The sequence below is a fragment of the Mannheimia sp. E30BD genome, from assembly GCF_041807785.1.
Taxonomy (GTDB): Bacteria; Pseudomonadota; Gammaproteobacteria; order Enterobacterales; family Pasteurellaceae; genus Mannheimia.
This window is the reverse complement of record NZ_JBGTYX010000002.1, coordinates 75,249-87,616: the sequence shown is the minus strand read 5'-3', so window position 1 is coordinate 87,616 and position 12,368 is coordinate 75,249. Positions and strand designations below refer to the sequence as shown.

Here is a 12,368-nt window from a genome sequence, read left to right as displayed (position 1 = left end):
TCTCCATTAATTTTGAAATAAATTCTTCGCATTCAGTAATAAACATAATGCGGTTAAGTCACCAAAGTTTACCACAAAATTCGTCTGTTCTTGTACTTTTGGTTTGGCGTGTAGAGCAACGCCTAAACTGGCGGTTTTTAACATTGGTAAATCATTCGCCCCATCACCTACCGCAACCCATTGATTTTGTAGGATATTAAATTGGTTAGCAAGCTGTTGTAACGTATCCGCTTTATGTTGAGCATCTACTACCTTACCCAAAACTTTACCTGTTAATTTGCTATCAATAATTTCCAGTTGGTTCGATACAGCAAAATCTAAGCCATATTTTTCTTTCAAGTAATCGGCGAAATAGTCAAATCCGCCAGAGGCAATCGCCAGTTTCCAGCCGTTCGCTTTTAAAATCGACACCATTTGCTCAAAGCCGTCCATAAGCGGTAGATTTTCTCGAACTTTTTGCAAAATGCTTTCTGGTGCATTTTCAAGTGTACCAACACGTTTGCGTAAACTTTGCTCGAAATCTAGCTCGCCACGCATTGCACTGGCAGTGATCGCAGACACAATCTCCCCCGTCCCAGCCAATTTCGCAATTTCATCAATACATTCAATTTTAATGGCGGTTGAATCCATATCCATTAACAGTAAACCTGCTTGGTTTAAGTTCGGAATAATATTCAGATCGCTAATATCTGCATTTATTTGTTGAGCCGTTTCACGCAATTCGTAAGCGGTCAAATTTGTTGAAAAAAATGCAATTTTATAGTCTAAATAGACCTCTTGTTTCAGTAAGTTAGCCTCTGCATGCGTTGAAAATTGCTCAATTTCACGATCATTTAAGGTTTTTGAATAGATAAAAATTGTATTTGCCATAGCCTTATTTTAGGTTGTTTAAATTTACTGCATTAATCTAACAGAAAACCGTGCTACAATCACGCATCATTTTAAGAGGAATGCTATGTATATTACTCGTGAAAAAATAGCTAAAACGCTTTTACTGGCTGGGATCACCGCTCTGTGCGTAGCGATTGTGGCGGTTATTTTAACGGGCGTCAATCAATTTAAATTAGGTTCTCAATTAGCCAGTATTAACCAAGTATCAAATCTCTCGCATTTATTGGTTCGCCAACAAGCGAATATTTTTTCGTTTTTATTAGTTAAAAATGCGAAAACAGATGAACTGGTTGATGCGTTGGATAGCTTTGCTAAAGAAGATTTTATTATTGATGCAAATATTTACTCGCCTAAAGGTGTGTTGCTCGCACAAAGTCAAAATGCTAAAGATCTAAAAACCTTATTAACGACGGAACAAGCAGAAAAAAACCAACAGATTGTTGAGCCTATTTTTTCTCAACAAGCATTAGTTGGTTTTTTACGGGTTACGTTTGATGCTGAATACGGGCAAACGACAAAAGCTCGAGTGGAACAACAATTCCACCAACTCTATGGCGAAATGATAATTTTGCTTTTAACAGGGGTACTCTTAGCAAGCAGCGTACATTACTACTTCCGCCGTAAAATTCATCATCTACAAATCGCCCCAAAACCAATAGCGAGTGAAGCAAAAACACAAACTCAGCGTTTTCATTCACGGCGTCGATGGATTAAGCGGAAATAGTGTACTCTCAAAGAAACGATTGTAATTTGAGCGAATAAGCGTATAATATCCGCCGTTTTTCGCCGAATGGCACAGCATAAAATTAAAAATTTAAAGAGGAATAAATGGCTAAAGAAGATAGCATTGAAATGCAAGGTACAATTTTAGAAACCTTACCAAATACAATGTTCCGTGTGGAATTAGAAAATGGGCACGTTGTAACCGCTCACATTTCAGGTAAAATGCGTAAAAACTACATTCGTATTTTAACAGGCGATAAAGTAACCGTTGAAATGACCCCATACGATTTAAGCAAAGCACGCATTATTTTCCGTGCGAGATAATTAAAAAATAAAGGCGAACTGTTGAATGTTCGCCTTTGTTTTTAGCTTGAATTTAGCCTTTTTCAATAATCCCTTCCGCACACGCAAAAGCTGATGACCACGCCCATTGGAAATTATAGCCACCAAGCCAGCCTGTTACATCAAGCACTTCGCCGATAAAATAAAGCCCCTCTACATTTTTCACTTCCATTGTTTTAGAAGAAATATAATCGGTATCTACTCCGCCTTTTGTTACTTCTGCGGTACGGTAGCCTTCTGTGCCATTTGGTAAGAATCGCCAGCGGTGGATAAATTCATCTAAGAAAGCGAGATCTTTTTTACTCAAATCTGCAATGATTTTATCAGTCAGCAATTTCTGCTCTAGCCAAATATCGACCAACTTTTTTGGTAAATAGCGAGATAACACGGTTTTTAACTGCAATTTTGGCGAAGATTGACGAAGTTCGTTCAACACATCAAGAATAGATTCACTTGGGAGTAAATCAATTTCCACTGTTTCGCCCAACTCCCAATAATTGGAGATCTGCAGAATCACAGGACCAGATAATCCTCTGTGGGTAAATAACATTTGATTACTGAAACTTTTCCCATTTTGGCTAGAAACGGTAACAGGAATCGCAATGCCAGAAAGCTCGGTAAAGTGTTTATCACTCTCCTTCCAAGTAAACGGCACAAGGCTGGCACGAGGAGCAATAACAGGAATACCAAACTGTTCAGCAATTTGATAACCAAAGGGGGTTGCACCTAATGCTGGCATTGATAATCCACCTGTGGCAATCACTAAATTCTCAGTTTGGAACTGCTCACTAGCGGTCGAAATTTGGAAATTTTTTGCAAATTTTTCGATAGAAATGACCGCTTGTCGTAACAAGATCTCAACCTTGCCTTTCTCACATTCAGCTTGCAATAAATCTACAATCTGCTGCGAGCTTTCATCACAGAAAAGTTGCCCTAGCTCTTTTTCGTGGTAGCTTATGCCGTAACTTGCCACAAGAGATATAAAGTCCCATTGCGTATAGCGAGAAAGGGCAGATTTCACGAAATGGCGGTTTTGGCTAAGATAATTTCCAGCACTCACATCTAAATTAGTAAAATTACAAAAACCACCGCCCGACATTAAAATCTTACGTCCTATTTTCTTGCCGCTATCTAGCACCGCAACCTTTTTGCCTGCTTGCCCGAGTTGGGCGGCACAAAATAGCCCTGCCGCCCCTGCACCAATAATGATGACATCAAATTTTTGCATTCAACCTTGCCCGCAAATGAAAAGGAAAACTATAAATTAGTGAGCGTCTGCCCAAATAAATTTAATCATAAAGAGCAAGGAAATCACTAACACAGACGGGCTGATCTCTTTCCAACGCCCTGTGAATGCTTTCATTACACAGTAGCTGATAAAACCAAAGGCAATCCCTTCAGTAATCGAGTAAGTAAATGGCATCATTGCTGTTGTGATGAACGCAGGTGTTGCTTCAGTTAAGTCGTCCCATTTTACTTCGATCAGGCTTGAAGCCATTAAAATGCCTACGAATACTAACGCACCAGCGGTTGCATAAGCTGGCACTAAACCTGCTAATGGTGAAAAGAAAATGGTAAGTAAGAATAAAATACCAACAACCACAGCCGTTAAACCTGTACGACCACCCACAGAAACGCCTGAACCACTTTCAATGTAAGTTGAGATCGCTGATGTTCCCATATAAGAACCTGCCATTGCAGCGGTACTATCCACTAATAGAGCTTGTTTCATTTTTGGGAAGCGTCCCTTCTCGTCAGCAAAACCTGCTTTAGTGGTTACAGCAATCAGCGTGCCTGATGAGTCAAACAGATTTACTAGCATAAAGGAGAAAATAATGCCGAGTAAGGCAACATCAAACGCCCCAGCAATATCCACTTGTCCTACAACCGCACCTAAACTTGGTGGCATAGACATTACACCATTGAAGGTTACCGCTGGGTCAAAAATTAACGCTAATGCTGTTACAACAACAATTGAAACTAATACACCAGAGTGAACTCCTTTTGCCCCTAATACGACAATAATGAAGAAACCTAAAATCCCCATTAATACTTTAGGATCGTGTAAGTTACCTAATGCAACTAAAGTTGCTTCATTTGGCACCACAATGCCCATATTTTTAAAGCCAATTAATGCAATAAATAAGCCAATACCTGCCCCAATTCCAACACGTAAACCTAGTGGAATTGCAGACATAAACCAATAGCGAACTTGTAGTACCGTTAAAATAAACAAACCGACAGAGCCTAAGAAAATTGCTCCCATACCTACTTGCCAAGAATAGCCTAATTTTTGTACTACCACGAATGCAAAAAAGGCGTTTAAGCCCATTGCAGGCGCAAGGGCAATTGGTAAGTTACTGAACAAGCCCATTGCAATAGTGCCAAATGCAGCGATTAAACAGGTGGTCACGAATACCACTTGGGTATCCATTCCTGCTACACCTAAAATGGACGGATTAACAAAAACAATGTACACCATTGTGAAAAAGGTAGTAATACCTGCGATGATTTCGGTTTTCGCATTACTGCCTTTCGCTTTAAGCTGAAATAATTTTTCTAACATAAGACCTTCAAAACTAGAATTTTGGAAATGACAACGCCCGAGCAATCCAATCGGTTGCTCGGGCGTTGATGATTTTTATCACGGAATGAACCATTTGGCAAGCAATTAATATTCCAAAACTAATTTTAATAATTCAATGGATAAAAATGCGAGGCTAAAACGCTGTTCATCAGCAACCGACCAGAACTGAATTTCTTGCTCTGATTTTGCTAATAACTGGCTGATTTCTAGCACATTTCGCTCTTCGTTTTCGCCATTTTTTACCGCTGTAATCACCGACTCTTCGTTAAATTGAACCCAATTTTCTGCTTTCCACTCCGCACTGATAGTTTCTGCATCTAACTGATATTCTGATTTAACAGATACCATTTGTGAAACACCATAAAAAACAGGCACTTGAACCGAATGGAATGTCGTACAAGCGGTTAAATTTGGTAAAACTTTTGCAAGTTGTAATTCAAAGGCTTTGGAGAAAGGTAACTTTTTCTCTTCACCTTGCACATTAGCAGGCACAACATCAAAGGCGATACGCTCTGCATTTTCATCAAACGGAATACCATTTAATAAGCGAGCCGTTTGCCCTGCTAGCTCTTTCACTTTTTCATCGCCAAAATAAGCGGAAGGTAAAAGTGAGGTAACAAAAACTTGATTTAACGGCTGAGCTAATAACGGCTTTAACGCTAAGGCAAGTTGCGAAACTTGCGGATTAGCAAGCGCAACAATATTTCGCTCACGCAGATTTGCCACATTTTCATCATTAACACTTGGCACAACCACAGGCACATCGCCAATTAATGCGGTAATGCCATATAAATCTAAAATCACACAACCTGTTTTCACCGCTTCTGCTAATACTTCTGCTTGAGCCATTTTGCCTGCAAAGAGAACGTGGGTAAATTCCGCCCAATTCACTTCATCTAACGCATATTGTGCAACGGCTTTTGCCCCGAAGCGTAAGTTTTGCTCTTCGCCGAACGGCTCTAATTCGACGGCGGAAATTTTTTCAACAGCTAAATCTTGGTTTTCTAACACCTCAAGAATTTTTTCAGCTAAAGTAAAATCACCGGCAATGGCTAAATGGATATTCGACACATCTTCTCCTTTTTTCATCATCTTCATTTTAGAAATTATAGTGTAATTTATATTTCTTCGCTATTCAGAATAACAAGGCTAATTTCATACTCACAATGAGTTAATTGCAAATTTTTAGCAAAAAAACACCGCTTGTTTTCTAGCTGATTTACTTTTCAAATGTGTGGATTTTTGATATAGTTCACACTTTGAAAAGTAGCTTATCATTCTCATTAAAACAGAACGTGAATGGAAGCCCAAAAGCCCGATATGTAAAGAAATGGCAAAACAAGATTCAGATTGTATCACTTTAGATCTGTTTGCGACTGTACCAAAAGTTGGGCGTCCTCGCACTAATCCTCTTGATAGAGAACAACAAATTCGAATTAATAAACGTAATCAGCTAAAGCGAGATAAATCGTCAGGCTTAAAACGAGTTGAATTAAAATTGCATTCGGATTTAGTCAAAGTGTTAGAAGAACAAGCGTCTGAAAAGGGTATTTCACGCGGGCAGTTAATCGAAATAATTCTAAATAATTACATCCAAAATAGGTAGTAAAAATGGCAGTTGTAGGTTTATTTTACGGTAGCGATACTGGCAATACAGAAAATATTTCTAAAATGATTCAGAAAAACTTAGGTGCTGAATTAGTGGATATTCGTGATATTGCTAAAAGCACAAAAGAAGATATTGAAGCATACGATTTTGTAATGATCGGTATTCCAACTTGGTATTATGGCGAATCTCAAGCAGATTGGGACGATTTTATGCCAACCTTAAAAGAGATTGATTTTAACGGTAAAGTTGTGGCAATTTTCGGCTGTGGCGATCAGGAAGATTACGCAGAATATTTCTGTGATGCAATGGGCACAGTGCGTGATATTATTGAGCCAAACGGTGGCGTAATTGTTGGTCATTGGCCAACCGAAGGTTATAACTTTGAGGTTTCACAAGCCTTAGTTGATGATGCAACTTTTGTTGGTCTTTGTATTGATGAAGACAGACAGCCTGAATTAACCACTGAGCGTGTTAATAAATGGTGTGCTCAGTTAAAAGAAGAAATGTGTTTAGACCAACTTGCATAAGATTTTAAGTAAAGGTAATTAGGTGGCAGATATGTCTGAAGCAAATATTAAACGTTTAAAAGAGGTAGGGTTAAAAGTTACTGAGCCTCGTTTAACTATTCTTGCATTAATGCAAGATATTCGTGATGAAATGCAACATTTTTCAGCAGAAGATATTTATAAAATTCTGTTAGAAAGAGGTTCAGATATTGGCCTAGCGACAGTTTACAGAGTATTAAATCAGTTTGAAGAAGCTGAGATTCTAATGCGCCATAACTTTGATGCAAATAAAGCGGTGTTTGAATTGAATATGAATCACGAACACGACCATATTATCTGTATGGATTGCGGTAAAGTCTTTGAATTTAAAGACCCGGATATGGAACGCCGCCAACGTGAAATCAGTGAAAAGCACGGAATGGAATTAACAAATCACAGTTTATATCTCTATGGGAAATGTAGTAATTTAACTAACTGTGATGAAAAAAAATAGCTTTTCTTATTTTTAGACTTATTAATACTCTTACCGAAGCCTTTTATAGGGCTTCGGTATTATTCTATATAGGTTTTGTAAATCTAATATTATGATGGAAGAACAAACGCAGAATGTAATAGACGCCAGAATCAGGCAACCTCGCAAAATATCACCATTTTGGATCTTACCAATTACCGCTTTTATTATCGGCACTTTGCTTTTTTTCCAAATTTTAAAGGAGCAAGGAGAAACCATCACTATCCGATTTGCAAAAGGCGATGGTATTACTGCAGGAAAAACAGTAATTCGCTATCAAGGTTTACAAATTGGTCAAGTAAAACGAGTATATTTTGTTGATGAACTAAGAGAAGTAGAAGTAGAAGCTGAAATTACTCCTGAGGCCAAAAGTGTTTTACGTCAAGATACAAAGTTTTGGCTAGTCCAGCCTAGTGCCTCATTAGCTGGAGTTTCCGGTTTAGATGCAATTGTATCTGGTAATTATATTACTCTCCTACCTGGAGAGGGCGATTTTGCTGATGAGTTTATCGCTGAAGAAGATCCACCTGCGGTAACAGTAAGCGATGGAGATTTACTGATCCGTTTAATCTCTGATGACATAGGCTCTATTACTGTCGGAGCGAGTGTTTATTTCCGTAAAGTGCCAGTGGGCAATATTGCCGATTATCGTTTTACCAAAGACCAGAAAAAAATCGAAATTGATGTCGTCATTAATCAAAAATACGCTCATTTAGTGAAAAAAGAGAGCCGATTTTGGAATATTAGCGGTATTAGCGCTGATGTAAATTTACAAGGTATTAAAATCAATATGGACAGCCTTGCCTCGGTAGTACAAGGTGCGGTTGCTTTTGATTCACCTGATAATATGGAAATTGCCGAGCAAGGACAGAAATTTGAGCTATATCCGGATTTGAAATCAGCTAAACGTGGAATTGAAATCAACGTAAAACTACCGCTTACACATAATTTAAAAATTAATGAGACTGGTGTTTTTCACCAAAATGTGCAAATTGGTATGCTTTCGCAGCTAAAATTACCACAAGTAAAAGACAACGGTGTGCCACAGCAAGAATCAGGACAGCATAAACAGATTGATGGGGTTTTATTAATTGACCCAAGTTATGAAAATTTACTACGCTCCCAAACTAAAATCTTGCTCAAAGAGCCGAAATTCTCCTTAAACACAGAGCAGCTGACGAAAGTAGCTGAGCTGCTGCGTGGTGTCTATTTTGAGGTTCACCCGGGGGAAGGAGAACCTCAATCGGAATTTATCGTACAAAATGAAGCCGATTATCTATTGAGCTTGCCAAATTTACTCAGTTTTAGCCTAGTTGCCCCCCAAGCTTACGGAGTCGATACCAACCAAGGGATTTACTATAGCGATGTGCAAATCGGGGAAATCGTCAAACGTAGCTTAGCGTTAGACCAAGTGCGTTTTGATGTCATTATTTATCCGCCTTATCGCAATCTGATTGGCAGTAACAGCAAGTTTGTTGCGATTTCCAATATTGATATGTCAATTGGATTAGACGGCTTACGGGTTCACGCAGGCTCGCCTTCAGAATGGTTAAAAGGTGGCATTCGCTTACTTAACGGTAAAAATGATGGCAGCCCGAAAAAACAATATGCACTTTATAAAGATGTAGAAAGTGCGGAATCAGGCGTTACAACCTTAGAGAAAAAAGCGACTACTACCCTTTCGGCTGAATCACTATCCGGTATTATCGAAGGTTCTGTGGTGCTATACCGTGATTTTCAGGTCGGTGAGGTGTTAAAAATCACACCGAAACAACAGAAATTTGAGGTTGAGCTATTTATTCAGCCAAATTATCGCCATCTATTAACCGAAAAAAGCCGTTTCTGGATTGAACCGGCAGCCAATGTCGATGTGTCACTCAAAGGCGTGAATATCACCACAGCGCCGTTAATGCGTACCTTAAAAGGAGCGATCAGCTTTGATAATGGCGGTTCAAAAGGCAATAAAACGCTTTATACCAGCAAAGAAAAAGCTACCTCGGGCAATACTTACCTCACGCTGATTGCGAAAGATGCGAGTAAGTTAAGCGAAGGAATGGACATTAAATATATGGGCTTAACCGTAGGTCAAATTGAAAAACTTGAGCTACAAAATGCAAAAAAACAAATAAAAGCGACCGCTTACATTCAAGGGAAATACTATCCGTTAATTGCAAAAGCCGGCAGTAAATTTAATGTTGTTTCACCGGAAATTAGCACTTCCGGCTTTAAAAACTTAGATGCTGCATTACAAAATTACATTACGGTTGATGTCGGTTCAGGGCAAGCTCAAAACCAATTTACCCTTTCGGATACCGACACGGTAAAAACCACCTATGCCAACGGTTTCCCGATTATTGTTGAAACCACTAATGCCAATGGTATTCAGCCAGAAGCACCTGTGCTTTATCGTGGAATGCAGGTGGGGATTGTCAGCCATTTAAGCCTCAGCGAAGTAAATGATAGAGTTTTAATTCACCTGAAAATTAATAGCAAATATCAGCACTTAGTCAGAACTAATACCCAATTCTGGCAAGCTTCAGGTTACACGATGGACGTGAGCCTGCAAGGTGTAAGTATGAACTCCGGCACAATGTCGCAGTTATTAAACGGCGGTATTGAGTTCTCTACCCCTTACACTAAAGTGGTGAAGCCTCAGGCTCAGCCAAACAGACGATTTTTCTTACAACGCAAACTACCTGATGAAGCCCCTGCTTGGGATCAAGGAATTGCGGAATAATATTGATGGAGTAAAAAATGCCTTTATTAGATAGTTTTAAAGTAGATCACACCAAAATGAACGCCCCAGCCGTGCGTGTTGCAAAAACAATGACCACACCGAAAGGCGATACCATTACCGTGTTCGATCTCCGCTTCTGTCGCCCGAATATTGATATTCTACCGGTGCGTGGGATTCACACAATGGAACATCTTTTTGCCGGTTTTATGCGTGACCACCTCAATAGCGAACAAGTGGAGATCATTGATATTTCGCCAATGGGCTGCCGTACTGGTTTTTATATGTCACTGATTGGCACACCTTCAGCAGAAGAGGTTGTCAAAGCGTGGACAGCTTCAATGGAAGATGCGTTACATAAAATCCCTGATGTATCGGCAATTCCTGAGCTGAACGAATATCAATGTGGCTCTTACAAAGAGCATTCTTTAGAAGAAGCTCACCAAATTGCCCGTAATGTGTTAGCTGCCGGCATTGGTGTAAATCGCAACGAAGATTTAGCCTTAGACGAAAAATTACTTAATCCATAATTTTTCTTAACATTTTTCGGGGGCAAATGGTTATTTGCCCCTACATTTTTCTACACTCGGAAATTATTCATTTATGTTTGAAAAACTCTTTAGATGGTTTGAGGCACGGGTTGAAACCTACCCGAACGTAATGCCGAAAACGCCAAAATCAGGCTTAATTCCTTTTATTTTTGATGCTACCAAAGGTATGCGAATTTATATTCTCATACTCACTATTTTAGTGGCAGCCGTTGGTGTTATCGAAGCCATATTATTCCAATTTATGGGTGATTTAGTCGATTGGATCAACAAATACACCCCTTCTGAGCTTTGGGCAGAAAAAGGCTGGACAATCGTAGGAATGTTCTTTATTGCGATACTTGCCGTCGTATTTGTTTATCTCGCCAGTAGTATTCGTTTTCAATCGCTACAAGGGGTTTTCCCAATGCGTTTGCGTTGGAACTTCCACCGCTTAATGCTCGGGCAAAGTTTAGGTTTCTATCAAGATGAATTTGCAGGTAGAGTATCTGCCAAAGTAATGCAAACCGCCCTTTCCGTGCGTGATGTGATTATGACTTGTGCCGATATGTTGGTGTATGTGCTGGTTTACTTCACCACCTCCAGCGTGATTTTATTACAACTTGACGGCTGGTTATTCGTGCCGTTTATTTTATGGGTCATCTCATTAGCGGCAACCATTATCTATTTTGTACCGAAATTAGCCCAAGCCGCTCAAGAACAATCTGATGCCAGAAGTCTAATGACCGGTCGAATTACCGATGCTTACGCTAACATTGCCACCGTCAAACTCTTCTCTCACGGCAACCGTGAATCTGCCTATGCCAAAGAGTCTATGCAAGAATTTATGGTTACCGTACACAAACAGATGCGTTTAGTTACTGTAATTGAAACCGTCACTAACCTAACTTCAATGGCATTAATTGTTTCAACTGCAGGTATCGGTTTATGGCTTTGGGGATCAAGTGTGGTAACCGCAGGGGCGATTGCGACCTCAACTGCTTTAGCTTTACGCATTAAAGGCTTATCACAATGGATTATGTGGGAATTTGCACGCCTATTTGAAAATTTAGGCACAGTACAAGATGGTATGATTACCCTTTCTAAACCGCACAATGTGGTAGATAAAGAGAATGCTCAGCCGTTAAACGTAACCAAAGGCGAAATCAAATTTGAGAATGTGGATTTTGCCTACGATCCGAACAAACCATTACTGAAAGATTTTGATTTAACCATCAAACCAGGAGAAAAAGTGGGATTAGTCGGTCGTAGTGGGGCAGGTAAATCAACGCTTACCAACCTGCTATTGCGTTTTTACGATATTCAAGACGGCTCAATTACGATTGATGGGCAAAATGTGCGGGATATCATGCAAGAAAGCCTCCGCTCACAAATTGGCTTGGTCACGCAAGATACCTCGCTACTCCACCGTTCCGTGCGTGAAAATTTAATGTATGGTCGCCCAACTGCTACAGAGGAAGAAATGATTAAAGCAGTTGAACAAGCCGCTGCGAGCGAGTTTATTCCAAACCTGCAAGATGCCAAAGGCAGAACTGGTTTTGATGCACACGTTGGCGAACGTGGTGTGAAACTCTCAGGCGGGCAACGCCAGCGTATTGCAATTGCCCGTGTAATGCTTAAAGATGCCCCAATTCTATTATTAGATGAGGCAACCAGTGCATTAGATTCCGAAGTGGAAGTGGCAATCCAAGAAAATCTAACCAAACTAATGGAAGGGAAAACCGTTGTGGCAATCGCCCATCGTCTATCTACCATTATGGCGATGGATAGATTAATCGTGCTAGATAAAGGCGAAATTGTTGAACAAGGCACACACGAAGAACTCCTTGCTCACAATGGCGTTTACGCAAGACTTTGGGCTCATCAAAGTGGTGGGTTCTTGCCTGAGAATGTGGATATGTAACTGTAGGGGCGAAA

The 12,368-nt window shown here is 39.8% G+C and carries 12 protein-coding genes; 8 read left to right on the top strand and 4 right to left on the bottom strand.

Translation table 11 applies throughout. The features are described from left to right. Positions 1-6: 6 nt before the first annotated feature. Complete coding sequence (serB, locus tag ACERCG_RS01765; RefSeq protein WP_373610367.1) at positions 7-870, bottom strand: phosphoserine phosphatase SerB; 864 nt, start codon at positions 868-870, stop codon at positions 7-9. Between the two features lie 85 nt (positions 871-955). On the opposite strand from serB, the gene ACERCG_RS01760 reads away from it, so the two are divergent. Then, the gene (locus ACERCG_RS01760; protein ID WP_373610366.1) at positions 956-1,615 is read left to right on the top strand and encodes a YtjB family periplasmic protein; all 660 of its coding nucleotides are present in this window, start codon (positions 956-958) and stop codon (positions 1,613-1,615) included. A 104-nt stretch (positions 1,616-1,719) separates the two neighbouring features. Continuing rightward, positions 1,720-1,938: a translation initiation factor IF-1 gene (gene infA, locus ACERCG_RS01755; protein ID WP_025217878.1), complete on the top strand. Its 219-nt coding sequence runs from the start codon at positions 1,720-1,722 to the stop codon at positions 1,936-1,938. Between the two features lie 52 nt (positions 1,939-1,990). Here the strand turns inward: infA and ACERCG_RS01750 are convergent, their stop codons facing one another. The 3 genes from ACERCG_RS01750 to ACERCG_RS01740 form a co-directional block, all read right to left on the bottom strand. Beyond that, positions 1,991-3,184 carry an NAD(P)/FAD-dependent oxidoreductase gene (locus tag ACERCG_RS01750; protein WP_373610365.1) on the bottom strand — a complete coding sequence of 398 codons (1,194 nt, stop codon included), beginning with the start codon at positions 3,182-3,184 and terminating at the stop codon, positions 1,991-1,993. 36 nt (positions 3,185-3,220) lie between these two features. Beyond that, on the bottom strand, positions 3,221-4,522 hold the full coding sequence (locus tag ACERCG_RS01745; protein WP_373610364.1) for an NCS2 family permease: 1,302 nt from the start codon (positions 4,520-4,522) through the stop codon (positions 3,221-3,223). Between the two features lie 105 nt (positions 4,523-4,627). After that, the gene (locus ACERCG_RS01740; protein WP_373610363.1) at positions 4,628-5,614 is read right to left on the bottom strand and encodes an oxidoreductase; all 987 of its coding nucleotides are present in this window, start codon (positions 5,612-5,614) and stop codon (positions 4,628-4,630) included. A gap of 259 nt (positions 5,615-5,873) precedes the next feature. Between ACERCG_RS01740 and ybfE the strand changes: the two genes are divergently transcribed. The 6 genes from ybfE to ACERCG_RS01710 all read left to right on the top strand — a co-directional run bounded on the left by ybfE (position 5,874) and on the right by ACERCG_RS01710 (position 12,354). Continuing rightward, positions 5,874-6,149, top strand: coding sequence for a LexA regulated protein (gene ybfE / locus ACERCG_RS01735; protein ID WP_373610362.1), 276 nt, complete (start codon positions 5,874-5,876; stop codon positions 6,147-6,149). A 5-nt stretch (positions 6,150-6,154) separates the two neighbouring features. Next, positions 6,155-6,679, top strand: a complete 525-nt coding sequence (gene fldA / locus ACERCG_RS01730; RefSeq protein ID WP_373610361.1) for a flavodoxin FldA — start codon at positions 6,155-6,157, stop codon at positions 6,677-6,679. A gap of 31 nt (positions 6,680-6,710) precedes the next feature. Then, the gene (fur, locus tag ACERCG_RS01725; RefSeq protein WP_373610360.1) at positions 6,711-7,151 is read left to right on the top strand and encodes a ferric iron uptake transcriptional regulator; all 441 of its coding nucleotides are present in this window, start codon (positions 6,711-6,713) and stop codon (positions 7,149-7,151) included. Positions 7,152-7,245: 94 nt separating this feature from the next. Continuing rightward, positions 7,246-9,906 (top strand): MlaD family protein, encoded by a 2,661-nt coding sequence (locus tag ACERCG_RS01720; RefSeq protein ID WP_373610500.1) that lies wholly within the window; start codon positions 7,246-7,248, stop codon positions 9,904-9,906. A 17-nt stretch (positions 9,907-9,923) separates the two neighbouring features. Beyond that, positions 9,924-10,433, top strand: a complete 510-nt coding sequence (luxS, locus tag ACERCG_RS01715) for an S-ribosylhomocysteine lyase (protein WP_373610359.1) — start codon at positions 9,924-9,926, stop codon at positions 10,431-10,433. Positions 10,434-10,506: 73 nt separating this feature from the next. Further along, positions 10,507-12,354: an ABC transporter ATP-binding protein gene (locus tag ACERCG_RS01710; protein ID WP_373610358.1), complete on the top strand. Its 1,848-nt coding sequence runs from the start codon at positions 10,507-10,509 to the stop codon at positions 12,352-12,354. The last annotated feature ends 14 nt before the right edge of the window (positions 12,355-12,368 follow it).